This window comes from Enterovibrio norvegicus (assembly GCF_002876705.1).
GTDB lineage: Bacteria > Pseudomonadota > Gammaproteobacteria > Enterobacterales > Vibrionaceae > Enterovibrio > Enterovibrio norvegicus_B.
The window spans coordinates 57891-82504 of sequence record NZ_MDAG01000013.1 but is presented as its reverse complement, the minus strand read 5'-3'; the positions used below and the strand labels follow the sequence as shown (position 1 = coordinate 82504).

20 protein-coding genes are annotated in these 24614 nt (G+C 48.5%); 7 read left to right on the top strand and 13 right to left on the bottom strand.

Annotation, left to right across the window (positions count from 1 at the left end; all coding sequences use genetic code 11):
* Nucleotides 1–92: 92 nt before the first annotated feature.
* From BCT27_RS07985 to BCT27_RS07965, 5 genes are all read right to left on the bottom strand, one after another.
* Nucleotides 93–755 (bottom strand): response regulator transcription factor, encoded by a 663-nt coding sequence (locus tag BCT27_RS07985; RefSeq protein ID WP_102395501.1) that lies wholly within the window; start codon nt 753–755, stop codon nt 93–95.
* 90 nt (nt 756–845) lie between these two features.
* Nucleotides 846–2213, bottom strand: a complete 1368-nt coding sequence (locus BCT27_RS07980) for a cache domain-containing protein (protein WP_102318332.1) — start codon at nt 2211–2213, stop codon at nt 846–848.
* Between the two features lie 123 nt (nt 2214–2336).
* Entirely contained in the window at nt 2337–3626 is a 1290-nt protein-coding gene (locus BCT27_RS07975) for a TRAP transporter large permease (RefSeq protein ID WP_102395500.1), read from the bottom strand.
* On the bottom strand, nt 3623–4150 hold the full coding sequence (locus tag BCT27_RS07970; RefSeq protein WP_102395499.1) for a TRAP transporter small permease subunit: 528 nt from the start codon (nt 4148–4150) through the stop codon (nt 3623–3625). The genes BCT27_RS07975 and BCT27_RS07970 overlap by 4 nt, the downstream gene beginning before the upstream one ends.
* 58 nt (nt 4151–4208) lie before the next feature.
* Complete coding sequence (locus BCT27_RS07965) at nt 4209–5273, bottom strand: TRAP transporter substrate-binding protein (protein ID WP_241908545.1); 1065 nt, start codon at nt 5271–5273, stop codon at nt 4209–4211.
* Nucleotides 5274–5805: 532 nt separating this feature from the next.
* On the opposite strand from BCT27_RS07965, the gene pta reads away from it, so the two are divergent.
* On the top strand, nt 5806–6819 hold the full coding sequence (gene pta, locus BCT27_RS07960; RefSeq protein ID WP_102395498.1) for a phosphate acetyltransferase: 1014 nt from the start codon (nt 5806–5808) through the stop codon (nt 6817–6819).
* Nucleotides 6820–7096: 277 nt separating this feature from the next.
* Complete coding sequence (locus BCT27_RS07955) at nt 7097–7888, top strand: FRG domain-containing protein (protein ID WP_102395497.1); 792 nt, start codon at nt 7097–7099, stop codon at nt 7886–7888.
* Between the two features lie 302 nt (nt 7889–8190).
* Here the strand turns inward: BCT27_RS07955 and BCT27_RS07950 are convergent, their stop codons facing one another.
* The 6 genes from BCT27_RS07950 to BCT27_RS07915 form a co-directional block, all read right to left on the bottom strand.
* Nucleotides 8191–8718, bottom strand: coding sequence for a hypothetical protein (locus BCT27_RS07950; protein WP_102395496.1), 528 nt, complete (start codon nt 8716–8718; stop codon nt 8191–8193).
* A 9-nt stretch (nt 8719–8727) separates the two neighbouring features.
* Entirely contained in the window at nt 8728–9933 is a 1206-nt protein-coding gene (locus tag BCT27_RS07945) for a S1 family peptidase (RefSeq protein WP_102318339.1), read from the bottom strand.
* A gap of 1148 nt (nt 9934–11081) precedes the next feature.
* Nucleotides 11082–11843 (bottom strand): class I SAM-dependent methyltransferase, encoded by a 762-nt coding sequence (locus BCT27_RS07930; protein ID WP_102318342.1) that lies wholly within the window; start codon nt 11841–11843, stop codon nt 11082–11084.
* A 276-nt stretch (nt 11844–12119) separates the two neighbouring features.
* Nucleotides 12120–13346, bottom strand: a complete 1227-nt coding sequence (gene gltS / locus BCT27_RS07925; RefSeq protein ID WP_102395495.1) for a sodium/glutamate symporter — start codon at nt 13344–13346, stop codon at nt 12120–12122.
* A gap of 413 nt (nt 13347–13759) precedes the next feature.
* Nucleotides 13760–15559: an amidohydrolase gene (locus tag BCT27_RS07920; protein ID WP_102395494.1), complete on the bottom strand. Its 1800-nt coding sequence runs from the start codon at nt 15557–15559 to the stop codon at nt 13760–13762.
* Between the two features lie 77 nt (nt 15560–15636).
* Entirely contained in the window at nt 15637–16650 is a 1014-nt protein-coding gene (locus BCT27_RS07915; protein WP_102391728.1) for an adenosine deaminase, read from the bottom strand.
* Between the two features lie 432 nt (nt 16651–17082).
* Here BCT27_RS07915 and BCT27_RS07910 point away from each other — a divergent pair, with 432 nt between their 5' ends.
* Complete coding sequence (locus tag BCT27_RS07910; RefSeq protein ID WP_102318346.1) at nt 17083–17553, top strand: phosphatase PAP2 family protein; 471 nt, start codon at nt 17083–17085, stop codon at nt 17551–17553.
* Nucleotides 17554–17744: 191 nt separating this feature from the next.
* Here BCT27_RS07910 and BCT27_RS07905 read toward each other — a convergent pair whose 3' ends face one another.
* Together BCT27_RS07905 and BCT27_RS07900 are read right to left on the bottom strand one after the other, a co-directional pair.
* Entirely contained in the window at nt 17745–19574 is a 1830-nt protein-coding gene (locus BCT27_RS07905) for a response regulator (RefSeq protein ID WP_102395493.1), read from the bottom strand.
* Nucleotides 19575–19775: 201 nt separating this feature from the next.
* Nucleotides 19776–20669 carry a helix-turn-helix domain-containing protein gene (locus tag BCT27_RS07900; protein ID WP_102395492.1) on the bottom strand — a complete coding sequence of 298 codons (894 nt, stop codon included), beginning with the start codon at nt 20667–20669 and terminating at the stop codon, nt 19776–19778.
* A gap of 123 nt (nt 20670–20792) precedes the next feature.
* On the opposite strand from BCT27_RS07900, the gene BCT27_RS07895 reads away from it, so the two are divergent.
* From BCT27_RS07895 to BCT27_RS07880, 4 genes are all read left to right on the top strand, one after another.
* Entirely contained in the window at nt 20793–21869 is a 1077-nt protein-coding gene (locus tag BCT27_RS07895; RefSeq protein WP_102395491.1) for a 4-oxalomesaconate tautomerase, read from the top strand.
* Nucleotides 21870–21961: 92 nt separating this feature from the next.
* The gene (locus BCT27_RS07890) at nt 21962–22834 is read left to right on the top strand and encodes an amidohydrolase family protein (protein WP_102318351.1); all 873 of its coding nucleotides are present in this window, start codon (nt 21962–21964) and stop codon (nt 22832–22834) included.
* Between the two features lie 10 nt (nt 22835–22844).
* On the top strand, nt 22845–23555 hold the full coding sequence (locus BCT27_RS07885; RefSeq protein WP_102395490.1) for a 4-carboxy-4-hydroxy-2-oxoadipate aldolase/oxaloacetate decarboxylase: 711 nt from the start codon (nt 22845–22847) through the stop codon (nt 23553–23555).
* Nucleotides 23552–24601 (top strand): amidohydrolase family protein, encoded by a 1050-nt coding sequence (locus BCT27_RS07880; RefSeq protein WP_102395489.1) that lies wholly within the window; start codon nt 23552–23554, stop codon nt 24599–24601. Before BCT27_RS07885 ends, BCT27_RS07880 begins: the two co-directional genes overlap by 4 nt.
* The last annotated feature ends 13 nt before the right edge of the window (nt 24602–24614 follow it).

Genomic DNA, 24614 nt, shown 5'->3' with positions numbered 1-24614 from the left:
AAATCCCGCCTAGTTGGCGGGATTTTTCGTCTGTTTCTTTCGCCTATCTCATCACCGTTTACTCCTCAACCTCTAGGCATAACTGAACCCCATCACCCAACCCCATCAATCAGTCCGGCTTGTACGGCATAGGTGATCATTTCTGCGGTCGAAGTGATGTCGAGTTTGTGCTTGATGTTTTGGCGGTGGGTTTCGACGGTTCTGACGCTGATGTCGAGTTCTTGGGCGATTTTTTTGCTGCTTTTCCCTTCGGTGACGAGCAAAAGTACGGTGATTTCTCGGCGGCTGAGAACAGATTTGGTGGTGGTCTTTATCGGGCTTTCTTCGGGGGCGTTGAACAGGGCTTTACTGGCGGACTGGCAAAAGTAACTTGCGCCTGAATGCACGGTTTCTATGGCTTTGACCATCTCTTCTGCCGAGATGTCTTTTAGGATGTAACCAGATGCGCCGCATTGCATGACTTCCAGAATGTATTCGCGGTTATCGTGCATGGTGAGCATGAGGATCTTGGTGTTTGGGTGTTCTTGCTTGAACAAGGCAGTGGCTTCTAAGCCGTTGAGAATGGGCATGGTGATGTCCATCAGCACGACGTCAGGGCCAAGCAATTTGGCTTGTTCGAGGGCTTCAACGCCGTTGTTGGCAGTGCCAACAACAGAAATGCCCGGTTCGCTTTCCAGCCTTGCGATAAAGCCTTCAATGACGACGCGGTGATCGTCAACCAACAATACGCGAATGTCGTCCGTGCTTTGGCTCATGGCTTATTTGCTCCTTCATGTCCTTGATATTCTGCCCTTGATGTCACGGCATACCCTGATTTCTCGAATGTCTTTGATTACCGCTTTTGATTACAGTTCTTTGGTGATTGCTGATAAGTCTAACAACACCATGATTTCAGTGCCGTTTGCGGTGCTAGAACTGATTTCCAGATCACCCCCAATGAACTCGATACGCTCTCGCATGTTTCGCAAACCAATGCCGCGGCCTTTGAGCGCACCCGACACCTTAAAGCCAATGCCGTTGTCTCGAATGATGAGCTGAAGACGTTCACCAAGTTGTGTCACTTCAAGCTCAACAAGAGAGCTGCCACTGTGCTTTTCAACGTTCACCAAGGATTCTTGCACCACGCGATATAAGGTGGTGACAACGTCCGGGGCGAGGGTGGCATCAATCTGGTCGAGGTGGGTATCAACTTGAATGTTGGTGGCAGATGCGAAATCGGCGGCAAGGCTTTCTAGGGCTGCGGTTAAGCCGATGTCATCGAGCGTAGTTGGGCGAAGGGTGCGAGACATTCTGCGCACTTCACTGATCGCCATGACCAAGGAACGTTCACTCTTTTGAAGGTGAGTCAGTTCGCTTTCTTCGTTCCTGTACATCACGCTTTTGGCGAGCAATTCCAGATGGCACTTGGCGGAAACCAAGAGCTGATTAATGCCGTCGTGCAATTCTCGTGAAAGGTGTTTTTTCTCGTCTTCTTGCATCATGACGGTGCGGTAGGCGAGTTCTCTGAGTCGAATATCTGCGATGCGGTGTTCGCGCAAATTCACCGCTAGTGCAATCACGATCATGATCACGACAGAGGTAATGAGCACCACAATGATGGCGAGGTAGGTGGTGTTGATGCTGGTTTGCACCGAGGTTTTCACTTCTTCGATTTGATGACCAATGTCTTCAATGTACAAGCCAGTGCCAATCATCCAGTTCCATTTAGGTAACCAAATCGAGTAGCTGAGTTTTGGCACAATTTCATTGGTTGAAGGCTTGTGCCAAAGGTATTCGTGGAAGCCACCGCCTGTTTTGGCGGAGGCCATCAAGTTCTCAATGAGAAACCCACCATTCGAATCTTGAAGCTTCATGAGATTTTGACCTTCAAGCTCCGGCATGATGGGGTGAACAAGGTTGTAACCGTGTTCGTCATACACAAAAAAGTAACCATCATCGCCATAGCGCAGGGTTCGAATCAGCTTCAACACTTGCTGTTGTGCCTGTTTGTCGTCGGCGCTTGCATCCGCATAAATGTGCTCAATACTTTGGGTCGCGAGGTTCATGTAGTCTTTAATGGATTGTTCTCGGGAAGAGAGCAAGCTGGCGCGAAACGTGGAAATTTCTTTCACGCCTAAAGACTCCGCTTGTTGAATCGTGATCCAACCAATCATGTAGCTGATGACTATCAGTGGGATCACTGTCAGCAATATGATTTTAAGTTTGAGTGACATTCATGGCTCTCCCTGCGCGTCGATGATGGCTTTATTAACTGTATACTCAATTTCGCTCAAACACTTAGCGCGTCTTATGTGGCATGAGTAAAAGAAAGGAACGGCTTTTCGCCGCCTTTCTTTCTAGCTGTCGAATCCATACATAGAGGGGAACATCAAAATGCTGGCGAGCACCGCAACCTGAATGACGATGAAAGGCATGACGCCGCGATAAATGTCCCGTGTTGTGATGCCATCTGGCGCGCAGCCTTTCAGGTAGAACAAGCTAAATCCGAACGGCGGCGTTAAGAAGGAAGACTGCAAGTTCATCGCGATTAAAATCGCAAACCACGTCATGTTGATGCCCATTAGTTCAGCGACAGGCGCGAGAATGGGCACAATGATGAAGCAGATTTCGACGAAATCGATAAAGAACCCCAACAGCAGTACCACCAACATGGTGATGATCAAAAAGCCCCATTTCTCGCCGGGTAAAGCAGTCATCCACTCTTCAACCAAATAGTCTCCGCCTGTGTAGGTAAACGCCATCGAAAAGGCCGTAGCACCAAGCAGAATACCAAACACCATTGCCGTTACTTTCACGGTTTCAAAGGCGCTGTCGTAGAGCAGTTTCCAAGAAAATTGACGGTAAATAATCGAAAGAATGACAGCACCAACACCGCCCAATGCCGCGGATTCGGTTGGCGTTGCAATGCCCGCGAAGATAGAGCCGAGCACCACGATGATCAGCGCCAACGGCGGGACAACGGCTTTCAGAGCTTCGATGACCTCTTCTTTGCGTGATTGGCCTTCAATGGGCTCCATGGCTTGCGCGGCTTCTGGGTGTCGAAAGGCGAAATACAAAATGTAGAGAATATACGCGCCAACCAGCATTAACCCCGGCCATACAGCGGCTTGAAACAGATCGCCCACGGGAATGCCGAGCACGTCACCAAGAAGAATCAGCACAATCGAGGGTGGAATGATTTGCCCTAGCGTTCCTGACGCGCAAATCGTGCCGCAGGCAAGTCCCTTGTCGTATTGATACTTGAGCATGACGGGCAATGAAATGAGCCCCATTGCCACAACCGATGCACCGACTACGCCGGTTGACGCCGCCAAGAGGCTGCCCACCAACACGGTCGAGATGGCAAGGCCACCACGCACGCCGCCAAACAATCGCGCCATGGCTTCGAGCAGTTGTTCAGCCAACCGCGTTTTTTGGAGCACCAGCCCCATGAACACGAACAAAGGGACGGCCATCAGTACCGTATTCTGCATGATGCTCATGATACGAAACGGCATGAACGCGAAAATCTCTACACCTTCTGCCCACACTCCAAACAGCAGCGCAATGCCACCAAACGTAAACGCGACCGGAAAACCCAATAACAGGGTAAACAGCGCCGCAACAAACATAACGATGCCGATCATAAAGGGCTCCCTGAAACAGCTGGACGAACGAGACGAGTAATGGCGTTGAGCGTGAGGGCAAAGCCAGTGATGGCGATAAATAAGAAGGAAAGCGGGATCATGGCTTTTATGATCCAACGGTGCGGTAAGCCACCGGGATCGCCGCTGCTTTCGCCAAGTTGCAAGGCTTCGTGGGCGAAATCGATACCGAAATACACAATCAACACACTAAAAGGAAGCAGGAAAAGCACACAGCCGAGCAGGTCGACCAAGGCTTGCGTTTTCTCACCCCAACGTTCGTAAAGCACATCTATTCGCACATGCCCGCCCGCTTTGATGGCGTAAGGGACACCTAACAAGAACACGGCAGAAAACAGATGCCATTCCATTTCTTGTAGGGCAATAGATACGCTATCAAAGGCGTAACGCATGATGACGTTGTAAACCACGTTGAGCATGAGAAGAAGAAATAAGGTACTGGCTATCCAGCCGAGCAAATCGGCCAATCGGTTGATTAATCGTTCGAGAAAAATCAGGCTTTGCATATCGACACCCTGTCAAAACGAAAAAAAAGCGCCGAGCAATTTACTCGGCGCAAAAGCGTCACTCAACCGTCTGTTGGCTGTTCAGATAAGCCTTATCCGAGATAGAGGTCCAGCGACGAATCTTGGAGAGATATGCAGCTTGTGAATCGAGGATTTTCTTGGCTTGTTCATCTTTCGCGGCATGCTCTGCGAGCAGCGCATCATTGGCAGATTTCATGGCCGTAAGCACAGGTTCTGGGAACTGTTTGACTTGGATACTTGGGTAATCATTCAACATGGTTTCCCATGCGTCTGCACTGGCATGGGCGTTTTGGATATACATGTCGTAAGCGGCGGTGCGCATCGCAACGCGGAGGATTTCTTGTAAATCTTCAGGTAGCTTGTTCCAGCTACGCTTGTTGATCATAAACTGCAATTCCGTCGCGGGTTCATGCCAACCGGTATAATAAAAAGGGGCGACTTTGTGAAAGCCCATGCGCAAATCCAAGCCGGGGCCAACCCACTCAAGCGCATCAATGGTGCGGCGTTCGAGTGCGGTATAGAGCTCGCCCGGTGCGATGTTGGTTGGGCTTGCGCCCAGTTTCGCGAGGACTTCTCCTGCAAAGCCCGGAATGCGCATTTTCAGCCCATCTAAGTCTTCAACGCTTTTGATTTCTTCCTGAAACCAACCGCCCATTTGTATGCCCGTATTCCCCCCAGGGAAAGAAAGCATGTTGTGAGGGGAGTACACTTCCTCCATCAATTCCATACCGCCACCGTGGTAGAACCAAGCGTATTGTTCAGAGGCGATCATGCCGAATGGCATGGTGGTGAAATAGAGGGTGTTAGGGACTTTGCCTTTCCAGTAATACGATGCGGAATGCCCCATGTCATATTGACCCGCTTTGACCATGTCAAAAATACCAAACGGCGCTTTGTGTTTGTTGGCAGAATCAATGCGAATTTTCAGACGACCGTTAGACATTTTTTCAGCCATTGCAGCCATGTTTTTGCTGGCGTCACCGAAGATGGGGAAATTGGGTCCCCATGTTTCCGCCAGCTTTAAGCGATACACCTTATCGGCGGCAAAAGAAGAAAAGCTCGCTGTCGTGAGCAGTGTGACAGCGCCGAGCGTGAGCAGCATCTTTTTCGCTGTTGAAGTAACAGTGACCATGATTCACATCCTTTTGATCGTTGCGTTCGACCTAAAGAGTGCGAAACATTTTATTAACAAAGTAGCCGTGTTATTTCGCACGTAGCGATACAAAAGAAGGGATGCGGCTAACTAAATTTCTCCGTATATCTACGTAGTGTTTTGGTAGGCTTTTCGATAACGGCTTGATTATTTCTTCCAACGCCTCTTTCTCACCCCGCAAACTCTACGTAGTTTCTGAAGCGTAAATATCCCCATGTTTTAGCGGTTTATGTGATCTGGATTTAACAAGAGGTTAACGCGGAGCGTGTTTCTTTCTGAGCAACAAGCGTGCATGGGAATCGAACCAAAACACACAATGCAGACCTCTTGGTGTTCATCTTCTCTTCATGCTTCCTCCTCATTTGTGTTGACCATACGTAAAAAAGTGGTTATTAATTGTTTGTTATTTTAATTAATAGAACGATACGTTTCATAAATTGATAGTTAAGATCATTAATCAATAGTCTCTGGGCGGTGCAGCATGAAAGCCATGAACAACATCATCGAGAAAGCAAAGGATCGGCATTCAAGAATTGTGTTGTGCGAAGGTGAAGACCGACGGGTTTTACAAGCGGCATTTGAGGTGCAGCAACGCGGTATTGCCAGCATCATACTGGTAGGAAACAAAGCGAACATACAAGAAACCGCCGACGCCGCCGACATTCCTTTAGAAGGCTTTAATGTGATTGACCCTCATGTTAGCCCACTCACTAATGATCTTTCCGAACACTATTTCTTGTTACGCCAAAAGAAGGGCATCACGCGTGAACAAGCGTTAGTAGAAACGCGAAAACCGATCAATTTCGCCAACCTTATGGTCGCAAAAGGCATGGCAGAAGGTTCTGTGGCAGGTGCAATCCACACCACGAAAGACGTGGTGCGTAGCGCGATTCAAATCATAGGGCTAGACAAAAAAGCCACCATTGTGTCGAGCTTCTTTTTGATGATGCTGTGCCAACCATTCCACACTTTAAAAGGCGGACTGATTTTCTCAGATTGTGGCCTAGTGATTGATCCCACCGACGAAGAACTCGCAAACATTGCGCTTGCGGCAGCAAGGAGCGCCGAGAGTTTGCTGATGGTAGAGCCAAAAATCGCCATGTTGTCCTTCTCGACCAGTGGCAGTGCGCAACATGAATCGGTCAGCAAGGTGGTGCGCGCATCACAACTGGTGAAACAACAAGCCCCCAATATCGCCATTGATGAAGATGTGCAGCTTGATGCTGCGATTGTCGCTGACGTCGCCAAAAAGAAGCTACCGAATTCCAACGTAAAAGGGCAATCCAACGTGCTTATTTTTCCGAACTTAGAAGCGGGAAACATTGGCTATAAATTGGCAGAGCGCATTGGTGGGGCAGTGGCGATTGGCCCGTTGTTACAAGGGCTGGCAAAGCCTGCGAATGATTTATCGCGAGGGTGTAGCAACGACGATATTGTCAATGTCATCGCGGTAACTGTCATGCAAAACGAACTCGCGTTAGAGGATAGAGGATAGAGGATAGCCGGAGCCAGGGGGAGAAGGGGGGCAATAAATAACACTGAGTGCACCGTTGTTGGGATTTTGAGTAGCAAAGCGGGCGTGAACTATTGACGGAATGCACGTCCGAATCTAGTGTTTGTTCCTATAATTGGAATAAATAATTTCATTAAGTGTTTATGCTTAGTCAGAGAGTGTATTAGCACTGAATACTACGGCAAGTTCAACGCTCGCTTTGATAGCGAGAGCAAGGACGGACAACCATTCGAATTGGCTTTTCGATAACGAGGGTTTCATGAAACATATCAACTATATCGACTCTTTATCCAAATTTACGGCTGCCATTGATAACATCAAAAAGCAGCATAAAACGGTGTTGTACCGAGGCCAGCCCAACATTCGAAGTAAGTTGCTCCCTCAAGCCGCGCGAAGTTTAACCAAATCCAGCGACATTGAAGCCAACATGTTGGCCGTGATTAATCTCTATGGCCGTGACTACATCGATTTGGAGAACCCAACGACGTGTCAGTTGTTGGTTGAAGCACACAATGCAGGGCTAGAAACACGCTTGCTGGATTGGAGTGTCGACCCGTATGAAGCGCTGTGGTATGCCTGCCACAGCCCCGGCTCTCAACCCCATGTGTACATGTTGATCGCGGATGACATTCCCTCGCTAGAGATTGATGAGAACCCGTTTGAGATTGAACAACTGCACATCATGCCCGTCAACCCTGGCTCTCCGTACAAGAACAAGCGCCTCACCGCGCACCCTTCACGCTTAGAAAACGGCGAGCCGCAGTTCACCGCGTTGGAAGACGAAGAGGGTTTGCAATCCCTCTTAACTGAATTGCCGATCATGCCGGATTTGAAAGACAAAATTATCTATGAACTGAATGAAATCGGCATCAACGAACATTCGATTTACAACAGCCTGTATGGCTTATGCCGACACATCAACCTGATGTACGACAACAATCAATGCAGCCGCATCACCCCTGAAGACGCAGACTTACCGGCTGATGCATCCGCAGACGGCGACTTAAAGCAATTCAAGAAGAAATACGTGCCTGACTTTGACTTTGATTGAGGGCGTTTTTGAGATGCTGCGATAGACGAAAAGGAAAGGGTAGTCACCAGCCGCAATAACAGCTGGTTGAATGCTGGAAAAGACGGAACGAAAAAGGGCGACCGTATGGGGCGCTCTTTTTGGGTTTGGTGTGAGTGAAGGAGGTGTGTCCCAATGGCTTGTTTTCCGATTAGTTCTAGAGCATGAGAATACCGTCTAAATGCTCCAAGCCATGAGCGGAAAAAAGAATAGAAGTATGCAATATTCTTTAAGAGAAAGGTCGCGCATTGGCGACCTTTTTTGGCGATTGTCAACGAAGTTAATCAATAATCGCCATAGTAGTATTTGTATTCAGCAATCAAATCCAAGAGCACTTTATCACGTTTTAGCTTTTGCGTTGTTTGATTCAAAACATCTACTACCCAGATTTTAAGGTCATCAGATAGCTCCGTGTTTTGGAAAGTGTAAAGCGAGGTTGCGTCAGTCACGTTTTTTACATACTCATACTCGGTGATGATTTTTCCGTTCGCCAAGACTCGAAATACCACTTTGAAATCTTTATTCCTAAGGATAGGAACCAGACCCAAGGTACTCGCAGCCAAAAGTCCAGAAGTCGTTTCTGCAGCAAAACCTCCCGACGTTTGCACCCTTTCTACGTAAGTCACGAATCTGATTGGCGTACCGGGAACACCTTTATCCAAATGCTGGTAAAAACTATCTTTGTTCAGCGCATCTACAACGAAGTCATCAATAACGTTAATAAGATTTGCGGGTGGCAACACCACCGAATTAGACGCTGAGTATGCGGAAAACGGCAGTAAAAGGAGTAAAAAATACAGTAATGCTTTCATAACCAGACCTTATTGATAACACGCAATTGGCGTAGCGGATTTAAGCGCAAGCTCAGTCGGAGAGAGTTTAGTATTCTTGCGTGTTGAGAAAGGAATGCTGTTTTTCTTCAAAAACTTTTTAAGGATTTGAGGGGACGTAGCAAAGTTAACGTTTTGAGGAATCACCCCTCTTTTAACCAGTGAAGCGACGTTAAGTGTACTTGTCGTTACCCCCATCACCTCACCTTGCTCTGATACAAGAGCACCGCCACTAGAGCCTGGCTGTATTGGTGCGCTGAACTGGAAAATGCCTTTACTGCCCGCTAAGCCCTTCACAGAAGTGATATTGCCAAATGTGATGTTGGGTGATGTTTCTAGCAGTCCGTTTAGTGGGTAGCTCACCAGGGTGATTTTTGAACCCAAAGGGAGACTTTCCGCACTGGTTTGGTTGAGGTAGTACTGACGGGGCGTGTTGCTCGAGATAACAGCGAGATCTAGCAGATTGCTTTGAGCATTCGGCGACACGATAAACTCTTTGTCATCCACTTTAACCTTCGCCAATAAACATTGATTTATAACGTGCGCAGCGGTAACGATGTCTCCTTGTTTGTTAACAAAGAAACCGGTACCCGTACTCTTTGGTTTATCGTCAATGAGCTTTTCAAGATCAAAGTGGCTGATATCACCAGACCGAAGCTGCTTGATTTCTTCTGAATGTTTATTGGTAAAGTTAACCAACATGCCAAGCATTGATGTATAGGAAGCGTTATAAAAGCCAGCGTCCAACTGGTCGCGGTTGAAGGTACTCTTTCCAGTTGATACGTCGCTATACAGTGTATTTCCATCGCGGTCAAAGATGGTAAATGTCATTTTAGACACGATCTTATTACCGTCCGCTTCCCACTTCGGGTGAATCTTGAAAACCAAAGACGCTTTGTCTCTTTTACCAGGCTCAAACCAGGAGAATGCTGAATAGTAATTATTGAAGAGGGACTCTGTCGCCTCCGTCAACGCTTTACCTGGTTTTTGTATGTTGCCCCTAAGGACAAATTCAGTCTTGAGGAAGGAAGCTGGTATATATACTGCTACATCCTGCTTTAGGGGGAGGGTAATACCTGGTGCCAGTTTGTGTTCTTTATTGGTGACAGTGTTTTCCTGAATTCGTGTTGTGCTGTTACAGCCACCTAACACCAGAGAAAGAACACAAGCCAAGCTGATAAATATTGCTCTACGCATAGACGAATCCTTGTCTATTGAAATCCTTTTGCAACCGAAAGGGCCATAATGCCTCTGTTTCTTAGGTGATTTTTTGACGCAATTCCGTGCAAATACTGCTTCATACTATTTGTATGTATAGTGGGATAGTAATTCATTAGGCTGCACGAAAAAGTATGGGTTTTGAGAATGAGAGAAGAAATGTAAAGGTCTTGCGGGTTTAAGCTAATATTCAATAATATCAATAATATAAACGAGGCGCTCTTGAGGCTGGAGCTCTTTTGCCGTTGGGGGTTTTGCAGAATTGAGCCCGATAGGAGATGTTGGAAGGTGTACCGAGTACACAACTGCAAGACAGACTCTCGAAGTTAAACGTAATTTATTCAATTTCAATGTGCAGTGCTCGGAATTAAAGTTCTGTCCTCTCTGGGCCAGCGGATTGAAAAAGGACGACCGTATGGGTCGCCCTTTTTGAGTTTGGTGTTGAGTGAAGGGTGTGTCCCAATAGCTTAATGATGGGACACTTATTGGCTAAAGGACCTTGTAGGATCTGGCTCTCGTGTATTGATAATCCACTCTGGTTAAATGTGGCTTTGGATAAATTTTTCGCACTAGCTCGGTTTGCGTTTTTGTTTTTTAGGAAAGGGATCTTGAAGGTTTCTCTGGGATTTCATGACAAAGATTTTATGTTTAACTAGAAATGTGTCGGGGCTGTTGATGCTCACGATGTTAGCCGCAATACTCGCCGATATTTTGATTTTCGCGCTAAATATTGGACCTGAACATGGCGAGAAAAAGAATGACTTTGTTGGTTGTTATGCCAATGAGTTTTTGTTGATTGATTTCTACTGCAGAGGTTTTGTGCTCTCAGAGTTGATTGAAAATTGGCTTAATTGGCCACTACAACTTGTATATTTTTCGCTGCAACTTATATATAGACAATCTGATTTTGTAACCAAATTGAATACATTTATTATCACTTTTATCTTGTGGTCACCTGTCATTGTTTTTGTTATCTCTTGGATATTTCTAAGGCGACGCTCTTAGACACAGCACCTAATGGACTTAAAGTGCCTGTCCCCGCAGTGTGTCCTTGCAGTAGCTGCCGCATATCACCTTAAACACTAAAACTAACGCACAGTAAAAATGCCACGCGTGCCGAATCACTCCTAAATTGTTTGTTTTGTTTCTAACTTACCTGCTATTAACACGAAATCTAATTCAATAAGCCTATTGGTTGTCTCTGATCCCCACACCTTAATGAGTTCTTCGCGAGCTTCGTGGAGAAAGCCATCACCGATATCATCAACACAGCGTCGTGAAGCAGAAAAAGTACGAACAAAACTCAAAAACTCATCAAGATTCCAATTCACTTGCATCCTAATCTCTGGGGTTGATAGTCGAGAGAATGGGAGCTCAATACTTTCATAATGCTCCCAAAGTAGACGATTTTGGGAAGCCCAATACGGCTCAATAACATTTAATATGCTTTCTTTGAAAACTTTGTCCACAGCTAAGCCAACACTCGGCCACGTATATCCCCATGCAGCAAATACGCCGTTAGGCTTTAGTACACGCTTTACCTCCGGCCAATAGGCATCAAAATCAAACCAGTGCAATGCTTGAGCAACGCAAACAAGATCGAATGAACTATCAGCAAAACTTGTACTTTCAGAGGCAGAAACAGAGTATGTGATTTTAGGGTTCAGCTTAGCATTCGAGATTTGCTCACTACTTACATCTGTGGCTTCGACTTGCTCAAAGTAATGCACTAAGCTATTGGCAGCCTGCCCATTTCCGCAAGCACAGTCCCAAGCCAGCAAAGTCGATGGAGCAACTTTTGCCAGATATTCAAAGAGTGCTTCGGGATAATGAGGTCTAGCGATCTCGTACAGACAAGACTTGTCACTAAAGAGTGTGTGAGTTTTCATTACTTCCTCCTTGAAACATAACAACTTATTAGCGGGCAACTCGCCCTATTAGTCCGCTCTCCATCACCCAACATGCAATGTGATTGATAAATTAGTCAGTAAAATTTATCACAGCATAAAAATGAAGGCATATCGAAAGTATGTGATTTTAGACATGGTACATAAATCAGGCTTATCAATTGATGTGCGTAGAGGCTGTTTATAGAGGGCATTTCGAAAGGAGAGAAAAGTGCAGAACATCACCGCTCCCCCAAGAGAGAGCGGCAACAAGGTTCATTAACCAATAATGGTCAACGTCGCCTGCAAGATAATCAGGTTAACGATATCAATGAAGAATGCGCCGACGATCGGCACCACCATGAAGGCTTGTGGCGATGGGCCGAAGCGGTTGACCACAGAGCCCATGTTCATCACGGCGGTTGGGGTTGCGCCTAAGCCAAAGCCACAGTGACCACTGGCGATAACGGCGGCATCGTAGTTACGCCCCATGACGCGATAGGTCACGAAGTAAGTGAATACTGCCAGCATCATGGATTGCACAATCAGGATGATGAGGAAGGGCACTGCCAGATCAAGAATGTTCCACAGTTTTAGGCTCATCAATGCCATGGCGAGGAACAGGGCGAGAGACACTGTGCCGAGAATGTCGACGGTGTCTACGTCCATTTTCTGAACTTTGGTGACTTCTACCACGTTGGTGATCACCACGCCAATGAACAGCGCATACACGAAATCTGGGATCATTAGCCATGTGATGTTAAAGCTGCTTACCCATTGTTCTAGGTATTTTGCGCCGGTTACACAGATCAGCAAGATGAACAGGGTTTCGATCACTTTCTTCGCGGTGACGTTGTCTTCTTCGTTCTCGCTGTAGGTCACGAGTTCTGGGAATTGGTCATGGGTTTTGTTGGTCGCGCCGTATTGAGATTGCAGTTTGTTTTTGTCGATTAAGCGCTGTGCAACAGGGCTGCCAATGATGCCGCCCATGATCAAACCAAAGGTGGCAGATGCCATCGCGATTTCCAGCACGTTATTCATGCCGTAAACATCTTGGAAGGTTTGTGCCCAGGCTGCGCCTGTACCGTGTCCGCCAGACAGAGTGATGGACCCTGCGATTAACCCCATTAACGGATCAAGACCAAGGGCGGTGGCAAGGGATACACCAATGCCGTTTTGGATCATGATGTAGAGCGATGCGACACCGAGGAAAATAAATACTTTTGCGCCGCCTTTGATGAGCTGCGTGTAGTTTGCGGCTAAGCCAACCGTGGCAAAAAACATGAGCATAAAGGTGTGTTGTAAGGGCAAATGGAAATCGAGTTCTATGCCTCTAAAGTGCAACACTGTGATGGCACTGGCGACGACTAAACCGCCGACAATCGGCTCTGGAATATTGAATTTTTTTAGTACAGGAATTCGTGCGTTGATGAAGTGGCCGAGGAACAGCACAAAAATGGCGATCATAAATGATTCAAGCGCACCAACAGAAATTAATTGATTCATAAAGCCTCTTAAGCCTCAACATCCTCCTTAATGTATGAGAGCGAATTGTTCTTTGATTTGATGGACATGGAGCTAAAAAGAGTGGCATCGGCATCCTTCGCCGAGTCTGCAGAGTTGCTGCAAGGGCGACGTTATCTCACATTGCGGATGTAAAGCACAGCCTTTGATTACAAATTTATTCATTCTAAATGATTAAAATTGCTGATTAAGAAGAGCGAAACAAGGGGCGAGATTAAAGGTACGAGGTGCGAGAACGAGCAAAAAATTAAGAGCTAGAGCGAGAGAAAAACGAATTTCTAGCGTTAGGCCGTAGCTATCTGCTCTAATCTCTAATCTCTAATCTCTAATCTCTAATCTCTAATCTCTAATCTTCTATCTCGTCCCTCAAATCTCTTTTATCTCGCCCTCTGCTCTCAATGCTTATGCGGAATCAGCCCCGCAATCATCATGGTGTGCGTCGCGAGTGCCTGACATTTCTTCGATGCGGCGCAGCTTCGGTCGGCGGTGTCGGGTTGTTGTGCATAAATCACTTTGCCGTCTTTGATGGTACTCAACACCGTAATGTCGGCGAGTTGTAACGGGTTAATCTCTAGTGGGTCGTCGGAGAGCAGTACTAAGTCTGCAACTTTACCTACCTCTATTGAGCCTTTTGTGGCTTCCTCGAAATGCTGATAGGCCGACCAGATAGTTTGTGCTTTGAGTGCCGTCATGGCATTCACGCGTTGGTCTTTGCCGAGCACACGTCCACTGCGGGTGAGGCGGTTAACGGTGGCGGAATACACGCGCATGGAATCTGGGAAGGCGACGGGGGCATCGTGGTGCGAGGTAAAGATCATGTCTCTGTCCATCGCCCAGCCTGTGGGAGAGATATTTTCAGCGCGTGCGTCGCCAAGCACGGATTGCGCGTGCCAATCGCCCCAATAGAAGGTGTGCATAGGGAAGAATGACGGAATGATGTTGAGATCGTGGAATGACTGCACCTGGTCTTCTCGGGCGGTTTGTGCATGAATCGCCACAAATCGTCGTTCGCCAGCGCCGTAGGTTTTTGTCGCTTTCTCTACTGCGTGAATGTATTGGTCGATGGCGGCATCCCCATTCACATGGGTGAGCATCTGCCAGTTGTTTTCCATCGCCATAGCCACGTATTTGTCGGCTTCTTCATCCGACATGATGGGGTAGCCTTTATATTGCGCGTTCTGGCCTTCAGGTGGCACAAGGTAGGGCTTGGTGAGCCATGCTGTTTTACCTTGTGGCGAGCCGTCTAGTGTTAGCTTCACGCCGCCGACACGAAAACCGTTTTTATAGCCTTCGCCATAGAAAGGCGCTTTCATGGTGTCTGTACCCAGTTGAATATCGACATAGGCCACCACATCGAGCAAGAGCTTTTCTTTCTGCGCAATGTCGTACATGGCGTGCACGCTGTCAGACATGGTGCGGCCTTCTTGGGCGGTGGTGTAGCCATACTTTGAGTAGAGTTTCATGCCTGCTTGGAACAGGAGCTCGTTTTCTTCAGGGCTGATTTGCGTGAACAGCGGAATAAGCGCGCCGAAAAACGCGGATTCTTCCAATACACCGCTCGGCTCTTCACTGTCTGGCAGGCGGCGAATTTGTCCGCCGGGTGGGTTCTTGCTTTTGGCGGTAAAGCCAAGCATGTCGAGGGCCTTGCTGTTCAATACCCCCAAGTGCCCTGATTGGTGGATGATCATGATGGGCACATCGGTAGAGACGGCATCCAAATCATAGCGGGTAGGGTGTACTTGTTTTTTTAGCTGTGAGTCGTCATAGCCAAAGCCAATGATGAATCCCTGCTCTTTGTTGACGGGTTTGCTTGCCCATTGGCGCAGGGCATCTTGTAACGACGCAATATCGGTAACAGGGCCGTCGGGTGGTGACAACAAGTTAGCAGACACGGCTTGAAGGCCGGTGTTCATCACATGGCCATGAGCATCAATGAAGCCCGGCACCATGGTGAGGCCTTTTAAATCGACCACTTTGGTACGTTCAGAGGCCAATGACATGACATAATCATCGTTGCCAACCCCCAATATTTTTCCGTCAAGAATGGCCACGGCTTCCGCTGAAGGCTGTGCATCATTCACGGTAATGACGTTGGCGTTGCGGTAAATCGTATCGGCGTAAAATCGAGGTGGGCTTTCTGCCCATGCGGCTTGAGAAGCGATAAGAGCTGCAAGGGTTAGTTGTTGCGCTTTCATGAGTGTTCCTCTGACATGAATAAAGCGGGGCAATCCCCGCTTTATTTTTAAGTATCGTCTGGCTTCTAGGGTCTCATTCAGTGTATGCCGTGCTTCGCCCAAAAGTCGTCCAGATTTTGAATCAGAAGTTTACGCTCATCTTCGTTTAAAAATGCTGCTTCGATAGCATTTCTAGACAACTGGGTAAGTTGTTCTTTTGATGGCGAAAGTGCGGCACTCAGCGCGAGGAAGTTGTCATTCATGTAGCCGCCAAAAAACGCAGGGTCGTCCGAGTTAACCGTCACGCACAGCCCTTCATCTAACAGGGAAAGGACATTGTGATCTTCCATCTTGTCGAACACGCGCAACTTGGTGTTCGACAGCGGGCAGACGGTCAGCGGCATGCGTGTATGCGCTAGCTCTTGCACAAGTTCGGGGTCTTGCACACATTGCACACCATGATCGATGCGATTGACATGCAGAAGGCGCATCGCATCCCAAATGTTGCTGGCTGGGCCTTCTTCGCCAGCATGTGCTACGGCCTTTAACCCCAGTGCTCGTGCTTCTGCGAAAACGCGGGCGAACTTTTCGGGCGGGTGCCCAACTTCTGACGAATCTAACCCGACACCCACAAGGCGGTGAAGGTGGGGTTTAGCTTGCTCTAGCGTCTCAAACGCGGCGTCTTCTGACAGATGGCGCAGGAAACACATGATGAGTTTGCTGGAGATGCCCAGCTCTTTTTCGCCTTGTCGTAGCGCGTGATAGATGCCGTTAACGGCGGTATCGAACGCGATGCCTCGATCGGTGTGCGTTTGTGGGTCGAAGAAGATCTCTGTGTGCATGACGTTGTCGGCTTTACAACGCATCAAATACGCCCATGTCAGGTCGAAGAAGTCGCGCTCTGTGATCAGAACATTGGCACCTTGATAATAGATATCCAGAAAAGATTGAAGATTATGGAAATGGTAAGCCGCGCGCGCTTCTTCCACATTGGCGTAGGGCAGGGAAATGCCGTTACGTTCCGCCAATTTGAACATCAGCTCGGGTTCTAATGAACCTTCGATGTGAAGGTGCAGCTCTACTTTTGGTAAGTGTCGGATAAAGTCTTCCATAAGATTCTCCCTTACACGTTTTGGTTGTGGTCACCCTAGGTATGAAGTGTTCACACTGCCAACGAAATATGACAATTGGCGTTGGTGACGATGATTTCTCCCGTTTCGATGCTGTATGAAGAAGGGGTCTGTTACCTGTCTTAGTGACATTCTTGATAGATATGAAGACAAGGGAGCGGTTTTTCCGTATGCGCTCCACTATAAAAAAACTAGTGGTAACTGACCAATCGGTCAACTTACAAACATACTGCGTTAGCCGTGGTGTGCGTTGTCATCCAAAATCACATGCCGTGTTATTTGCGGGGCGTTATTTCTGTGTCGCGCGTCTGTCCGCGCACGTGAGCAATATTTACTTACATTGTATAAGGTTACTGGCCGCGAGAGTCTGACATACTCAATGTTCTGTTTTGGATGTAGACGAACTGACGCCTGATGACGATTCTCTATCCTGCTTTACTGCTGATTACCTTGTGGGTGTGCATTTTTGTTCACTACTCCAGTTCGCTTAACTGGCAGGTGGTGAGCGATGTGGGTGTCTATGGCTTGGTCGCCACCGCTGTTGCGTTTCCTGTCTTGCATGGCGAGTGGGGCGACTTTAAGTTCGCGGGATACATCATCGCAATCGCGTCGGGCATTGGGTTACTCGGTAAAATGTTGATAGACGCCAAACGCCCTGACAAAAGCGGCAACGACAGTTTCCCTTCAAACCACACCGCCAACGCCTTTGCTGCCTCGACCGTGCTCGCCATGAGCTACGGCTGGATCATCGGTTTGCTGTCTTATGGAATGGCAATGCTGGTGGGATTAGGGCGTGTGAAGGCTTTAAAACACCATTGGCGTGATGTCATCGTCGGGTTATGCGTCGGCCTTTCAACGGCAGTTTTCGCCGTCGCATGGCTCTAGGAGCGAGATTGTGAGAACGCGAGATTACGAGATTGCGAGAAGGCAAGATTCGAACAGATTTCTCTTAATCTGTTATCTCTCGCTTTTGCTCTCGCCCTTTCTCGCTTCTGCTCTCTCTCGAATCTCAAATCTGCTCTTCCTAGGTCTTGCTCTTCCTAGCTCCTAGGACCTGCTCCTCCTCGCCCCTGCTCTTAAGCATCAAACGCCAAATGCTTCCTTCCTGACCAATTCGAAATCACATCAATCATGCGTTTCTTGCTGACAGGTTTCGCGAGGAAATCATCCATGCCGACACGTTTGCATTTCTCTTTGTCTTGATCGCTCACATTGGCGGTCATGGCAAGAATGGGGAGGGTTCGTCCTTGCTCGTTAAGTGTTCTGATCACTTCGCAGGCTTCAAATCCGTCCATTTCTGGCATCTGCAAATCCATCAAAATCATCTCATAGTGTTCTTTGCTGATCGCTTCAATGGCTTCTTTGCCATTGTTGGCGGTCACGACGTTAAAGCCTGAACGTTCTAGCATGGTGCGCGCCACCAATTGATTGGCAGGGTTGTCTTCCACCAACAAAATGCTGGTTTCACGCGCTGGACGGTATGGGCGGCGTTGCTCGGCCTCGTAATTCGACTCTTCGGGATAGTGCATTTGGCAAGGCAGTTGGATCATAAACTCACTGCCGACATCCACTTTGCTGTTGAGGGTTAATTCGCCGCCAAGTAATTCTACGAGCTTGCTCGAAATGGCCAATCCCATGCCGACACCGCCATATTTGCGGGAGAAGGTGGCGTCTTTTTGGGTGAAGGGCTCAAAGATGATGGACTGGTAAGCTTCTTCGATACCGATGCCGGAATCGCGGACTTGAATGCACACTCCTTTCGGGAAAGCATGCGTCATCACAAGTTCGACTTCGCCTTCTTTGGTGAACTTGAGGGCATTACCGACAAGGTTTGTCAGCACTTGCGAGAGCTTGCCTTTGTCGGAGGTGGCGAGAAAACGGTGGTTTAATTCATCGTCAAACGTCAGGGTGATGCCTTTTTCTCGTGCTGATGCTTCGAACAGTCCCAGCACGCTTCTGCCGAGCTCGCTGATATCAAACTCTGTTTCCTCTAGCTTCAATGCGCCGACATCAATTTTTGAGTAATCAAGGATGTCGTTGAGTTGGCTCAGTAGCAGGTTGGCGGCGTCATCTGCCATTTCCGTCAAGGTTTCACAGTGTGTGGGGAGTTTCTCTTCTTTCAAGATGTCGAGTGCGCCCATGATGGCGTTCATGGGTGTGCGAACTTCATGGCTCATGGTGGCGATGAACTGTGATTTTGCGACGTTTGCAGCGACTGCTGCATTGCGCGCTTGGTGGAGTTCTATTTCGCGATCTTCTTGTTTTTTGATGTGTTGGGCCAACATGCCGACGCTGTTATCAAGTCGGGTGAGTTCATCCTGCCCTCTGTTGAGTTTTATTTCAGCATGCGCCAAAGACAATAAGCGTTGATTGATGCGTGAAATGGGCGAGATGATCAGCACTTGGGAGAGTAGGTAAATTAACCCTGCCAGTGACAGTAAGGTCGCGGCGGTGTACATGCGCATTTTCTCAACGTGCATGTTTATTTCTTGCAGCATGTTTTTTTTGCTGAGGGAAATGCGCATAGAGCCGACACGCTCGCTGTTGTGCTGCACATTGTTCGTGAAATTCAATGCCATGGGGTTGTCATCATGCGGGCGATCCCCCCATTGCCCCACTTCAAGGCCGTTGTTGTTAAGAATGGAGACGTAGCATAGGTCGGGGTAATGCACGGCAAGCTGCTCGAGTTTTTCGTTCAAATCCCCGCTTTGCTTGGCAATGACATCGCCAGAAAAGGTGGTGGCTAAGGCTGAAAAATTCGATTTGATTTGGTTGTCGAGCTGTTGTTCAAGGTAGCGTTTTTCGAATGAACGAATGGCTTCACCCGCCACGTAGCTTAGGCCTGCGGTCAATAACAGTACCAAGGTGACGTATTTGAACCACAGAGGTAAACGCGAAAATTTCATCGACTTTCTCCCACAGCAACGAAGGTGAGGTGTGCGATTGTGAAAATGCGTTTTCTCAAAATGCACTTCTCAATTTGAGAGTGATTTTGCGTAATGTTATCGCAAACTGACACGATTTCACGAGGTTATCGACACGGCATCACCGGTTAGGGGTAACAATGCATGGAGCTTGCCAAGTTGTCTTAATCAGAGGAATGCCGGTTACTGTTGCTGCTTTACCTGCTCTCGGAGCAACTGTTGTTGGAATTGTTTGGGTGCTTGGCCAACGTGGCGAGTAAAGAAGCGAGAAAAATATCCCGGGTCTTTAAAGCCGAGTTGATAGCCAATCTCTTTCGAAGAAAGCTGGGTGAAAATCAGCAGGCGTTTTGCTTCATCCACAATCCTTCCATGAATGATCTCCAATGCCTGTAGGTCAGCGCTGCGTTGGCAAGTTCGGTTTAGCTGACCTTGGCTTAAACCCAGTTCGGCAGCGTATTCATTGACGCTCCAATGCTGATGATAGTGAAGCTCAACCAATGCAGTGAATTTCTCGAACAGGGCGGTTTTCGCGTCGGATGCTTGTATAGGCTCTCGGTGCTGAGTGTGTCGACTCAACAAGATGAACACCACCTTCAAGTAAGCTCCAATCATGGAGGCTTGCCCTTTCTCGCGCCCTTGGTATTCGGCCAACAAGCGCTCTCCGAGAGATTTCAATTCAACGACATTCCTGCCTTCTGTAATCGGGATCACTAACGGCTCGCGAAAGAGGGATGAAAGTGCCTGACGTTCGGCTTCGTTGAACAAGCTCAAGATGAAGGGCTGGGATATCGACAGAATAAATCCCGTCACTCCTGGCTGGTGGATAAAACCGTGCACTTCTTTTGCGGGAATGGAAAGCACACAGCCTCCGCGGTATTCGGCGCTGCTTTCACGGATTTGCGCTGTCATTGAACCGGATTCAAGGATCATCAATTGGTGAAGGTCATCGTGCCGATGAGGGTGTATTTCCCAGTTGTGTTTTGGCAGCGATTGCTCAAGACGCGCGATGTGCATGTAATCCGGCGAGCCTTCTGGCTGTTCTTCACCGTAAAGAAAGTAATGGGGGATGTTTGACATCACACTCGTGCTTCAAAAGTCAGTAATGTTAAAAATGTACAACAAAATGTAAAAAAGTTGAATTTATTGCGAGCAATATCATGACTATTCTCACCGTATTACTCATGCGAAGGTCAGGAAGACATGGTTTCGATCCCTTATATGCAGCTCAGAGGCGGAAGCTCCAAAGGCATTTATTTCCTTGCAAGTGACTTGCCGGAAGATGTTGAAAAGAGAAACCAAGCCATTCTCGATGCCGTTGGTCGTGATGCGCGCCAAATCGATGGATTAGGCGGTGCAAACCCATTAACGAGCAAAGTGGCGGTGGTCTCAGCCTCATCGGATGCTGACTGCGATGTCGATTACCTGTTTGTACAAGTGGTGGTGGGTGAAAACCGCGTAGACACCACGCCCAATTGCGGAAACATTCTGGCGGGTGTCGGTGCCTTTGCCATTGAATCTGGCCTTGTTGAAGCGACCCATCCCAAAACAACAGTACGTGTATCGATGACCAACAGCGGCAATCGCTGTGATTTAGAAATCGAAACACCCAACGGTGACGTGAAGTACGACGGGGATGCTGCGATCGATGGCGTGCCCGGTACAGCCTCTCCCGTGATTTGTCATTACCAAGATATTGCTGGCTCGATCACCGGGGCGTTGCTTCCTACCGGAAACACCCGCGACACGTTTGAAGGCCTCGATGGCGACTACGAAGTAACCTGCATCGATAACGGCATGCCCGTTGTGGTGATGCGCGCCGATGATTTTGGCGTGACAGGCTACGAAAGTGCCGATGCGTTGAATAACGACGCCGAGCTGAAAGCGCGCATTGAAGCGGTGCGTTTAAAAGCAGGCGCGGCGATGAATCTCGGGGATGTCACTGACAAGGTCGTGCCAAAAATGTGTTTGATTGCCTCGCCTGTTGAGGGCGGCAATGTCTCTTCCCGTACGTTTATCCCTCATGTTTGCCACTCTGCCATTGGCGTGTTGGGCGCAGTGTCCGTTGCGACGGCATGTGCTTTATCAGGCTCGGTCGCAGAGGGGATTGCCTCCATACCTGACGGCTTGGTGAAAACCTTGTCCGTTGAACACCCTTCAGGGGAATTCTCCATGACGTTGACGTTCGACTCCTCTGGCGCAGTGCAGCGCGCTGGGTTAGTCAGAACGGCGCGTTTGCTCGCGAAAGGCGAGCTTTATTTGCCCAAGAAAGTCTATTAATAGAAAGCACTTATGAACCGAAAGCACGAGAGCCAGTGCTTTAAACAAACAGTGAAAACGCAGTCACTCATCGATTGCACAGGAGTCACGGAATGACCAAACCAAGTTGTATGCCACCTGATAACGATACGCGCACACCGCGATTTGTGGCACCCGCGAATGCATGCGATGCCCATTGCCATGTGTTTGGCCCGCACGCGCAATTCCCTTATGCGGATACCGCGACGTACTGGCCGCCTGATGCGGGTAAAGACGCACTTAAGCGTATGCACGATAAGCTCGGTATTTCTCGCGCAGTATTGGTACAGGCAAGCTGTCATGGCCGTGATAACCGCAGCATGATGGATGCGATTGCGACGAGCAATGGTGCTTACCGTGGCGTGTGCATGGCGGATGATTCGTTTACCGAGAATGACTTTCAGGATCTTCATGAAGGCGGTGTTCGCGGCATTCGCTTTAACTTCGTGACCCACCTTGGCGGCGCACCCAACCTTGAAATGATGGAAAGGGTGTTGAAGCGCGTGAAGCCATTCGGTTGGCATTTGGTGATTCACGTTAATGCGGAAGACATCATCCGCTACGAAGACTTCTTCAACCGTTTCGACATGGACATTGTGGTTGACCACATGGGCCGCGTGCCGACCACGGAAGGTGTGGGTCAAAAAGCGTATCAAATTCTGCTTGATTTCATGCAGCGCGATAACTGGTGGGTGAAGGTGTGCGGTTCTGAACGCATCGCTATTGCGCCACCTTTTTACGATGCAGTGCCATATGCACAAGGGCTGGTGGAAGTCGCGCCTGATCGCATCCTTTGGGGCACAGACTACCCGCACCCGAACATCAAAAAACACATGCCAAACGATGCTGACCTGCTGGATCTCGTGCCTTTGATTGCTCGTGATGAAGCGACGCAGAAGAAGATTTTGGTGGACAATCCAGCACGCCTCTACGGTTTTGACGACTAAGGAAAGCAGTATGTCTATGAGAACAATCCAAGGCGTCGCCGTTCGACACATCGAACGTGCTGACAAGGAAGTATTGGAGGGCCTTGCGGCGTGCGGAAGTGCCACTGTGCATGAAGCCCAAGCGCGAACAGGCAACCTTAACCATAACCTGCGTCCGATTTATTCTGGTGCGCAAATCGCAGGCAGTGCAGTCACTGTTTTGGCACAACCTGGTGACAACTGGATGGTGCATGTGGCGATTGAGTTGTGTCAGCCCGGCGATGTGCTGGTGATTGCGACCACCTCGCCGTGTACTGACGGTTATTTTGGTGACTTGCTGGCAACGTCTGCCCAAGCACGCGGCGTGCAAGGGCTGATCATTGATGCGGGTGTACGTGACACGAAAGACCTGACAGAAATGCATTTCCCCGTGTGGTCAAAAGCGGTGTCTATCAAAGGCACGGTGAAGGCGACATTAGGGTCGGTAAACGTGCCCGTTGTTTGTGGCGATCAACCCATTTATGCGGGTGATGTGATTGTTGCGGATGACGATGGCGTGTGTGTTGTGCCAAAAGACCAGGCTGAAACGGTATTAGCAGCAGCGAAAGCGCGTGCGGCATTGGAAGAAGATAAAAGACAGAAACTCGCCACCGGCATTTTGGGGTTAGACATGTACAACATGCGCCCTAAGTTGGAAGACGCGGGTTTTCGCTATGTAGATGTTTTGGAGGATTTGGAATGAGCACGGATACGCTAATTATTGATTGTCATGGTCACTACACAACGGCACCGAATGAATTGGGTGACTATCGTGACCAACAGAAAGCTGAATTGGCGATCGATCCTTTGTTTGATCATGTCAAAGGCGTGGTGAACATTTCCGATGACCAAATTCGTGACAGCCTTGAAGGCGCGCAGTTGAAGCTACAAAACGAGCGCGGCACAGACGTGACGATCTTTTCGCCGCGTGCAAGCTGGATGGGGCACCACATTGGCAACCAAACCACGAGCAAGTATTGGACGGAGCACTGTAACGAACTCATTCACCGCATTGCTGAGCTTTACCCACAAAACTTCATTGGTGCGGCGCAACTCCCTCAGTCTCCTGAAGCGGATTTAACCGCGAGTGCAGCAGAGCTTGAGCGCTGTGTGAAAGAGTTTGGGTTTGTCGGGTGTAACTTGAGCCCGGATCCATCGGGTGGCTATTGGACAGCGCCGCCATTGGATGACAAATACTACTACCCGGTTTACGAGAAAATGTGTGAATTGGACGTGCCCGCGATGATCCACGTGAGTGGCTGTTGCCACCCTTGTTTCCACACCACGGGTTCGCATTATTTGGGTGCTGACACCACGGCGTTCCAACAGTTGATGATGTCGAAAATCTTGTTCAAAGATTTCCCTGAGTTGAAGTTCATCGTGCCGCACGGCGGTGGCGCTGTGCCGTATCACTGGGGACGCTTCCGTGGTTTGTGCGACATGATGGGCTTACCGCCACTGAACGACATCATGGGAAACAACATCTTCTTTGATACCTGTGTGTACCACCAAGAAGGCATTGATTTACTGCTTGAAGTGGTGCCTAAAGATAACATTTTGTTTGCATCTGAAATGATTGGCGCGGTGCGTGGTATAGACCCGCAAACGGGCAATTTCTTCGATGATACAAAGCGCTACATTGATGGTTCGTCATTGAGCGATCAAGACAAAGCTAAGATCTTCAATGGAAACACGCGTCAGGTGTTCTCTCGATTAGATGCCAGACTGAAAGAAGTCGGATTGATTTAAGCGTTATTTAAGG

Excerpts from the sequence above, each read along its gene's own strand:
- BCT27_RS07985 (WP_102395501.1), bottom strand. The coding sequence starts at position 755 with ATGAGCCAAAGCACGGACGACATTCGCGTATTGTTGGTTGACGATCAC.
- BCT27_RS07980 (WP_102318332.1), bottom strand. The coding sequence starts at position 2,213 with ATGTCACTCAAACTTAAAATCATATTGCTGACAGTGATCCCACTGATA.
- BCT27_RS07975 (WP_102395500.1), bottom strand. The coding sequence starts at position 3,626 with ATGATCGGCATCGTTATGTTTGTTGCGGCGCTGTTTACCCTGTTATTG.
- BCT27_RS07970 (WP_102395499.1), bottom strand. The coding sequence starts at position 4,150 with ATGCAAAGCCTGATTTTTCTCGAACGATTAATCAACCGATTGGCCGAT.
- BCT27_RS07965 (WP_241908545.1), bottom strand. The coding sequence starts at position 5,273 with ATGCTGCTCACGCTCGGCGCTGTCACACTGCTCACGACAGCGAGCTTT.
- pta (WP_102395498.1), top strand. The coding sequence starts at position 5,806 with ATGAAAGCCATGAACAACATCATCGAGAAAGCAAAGGATCGGCATTCA.
- BCT27_RS07955 (WP_102395497.1), top strand. The coding sequence starts at position 7,097 with ATGAAACATATCAACTATATCGACTCTTTATCCAAATTTACGGCTGCC.
- BCT27_RS07950 (WP_102395496.1), bottom strand. The coding sequence starts at position 8,718 with ATGAAAGCATTACTGTATTTTTTACTCCTTTTACTGCCGTTTTCCGCA.
- BCT27_RS07945 (WP_102318339.1), bottom strand. The coding sequence starts at position 9,933 with ATGCGTAGAGCAATATTTATCAGCTTGGCTTGTGTTCTTTCTCTGGTG.
- BCT27_RS07930 (WP_102318342.1), bottom strand. The coding sequence starts at position 11,843 with ATGAAAACTCACACACTCTTTAGTGACAAGTCTTGTCTGTACGAGATC.
- gltS (WP_102395495.1), bottom strand. The coding sequence starts at position 13,346 with ATGAATCAATTAATTTCTGTTGGTGCGCTTGAATCATTTATGATCGCC.
- BCT27_RS07920 (WP_102395494.1), bottom strand. The coding sequence starts at position 15,559 with ATGAAAGCGCAACAACTAACCCTTGCAGCTCTTATCGCTTCTCAAGCC.
- BCT27_RS07915 (WP_102391728.1), bottom strand. The coding sequence starts at position 16,650 with ATGGAAGACTTTATCCGACACTTACCAAAAGTAGAGCTGCACCTTCAC.
- BCT27_RS07910 (WP_102318346.1), top strand. The coding sequence starts at position 17,083 with ATGACGATTCTCTATCCTGCTTTACTGCTGATTACCTTGTGGGTGTGC.
- BCT27_RS07905 (WP_102395493.1), bottom strand. The coding sequence starts at position 19,574 with ATGAAATTTTCGCGTTTACCTCTGTGGTTCAAATACGTCACCTTGGTA.
- BCT27_RS07900 (WP_102395492.1), bottom strand. The coding sequence starts at position 20,669 with ATGTCAAACATCCCCCATTACTTTCTTTACGGTGAAGAACAGCCAGAA.
- BCT27_RS07895 (WP_102395491.1), top strand. The coding sequence starts at position 20,793 with ATGGTTTCGATCCCTTATATGCAGCTCAGAGGCGGAAGCTCCAAAGGC.
- BCT27_RS07890 (WP_102318351.1), top strand. The coding sequence starts at position 21,962 with ATGACCAAACCAAGTTGTATGCCACCTGATAACGATACGCGCACACCG.
- BCT27_RS07885 (WP_102395490.1), top strand. The coding sequence starts at position 22,845 with ATGTCTATGAGAACAATCCAAGGCGTCGCCGTTCGACACATCGAACGT.
- BCT27_RS07880 (WP_102395489.1), top strand. The coding sequence starts at position 23,552 with ATGAGCACGGATACGCTAATTATTGATTGTCATGGTCACTACACAACG.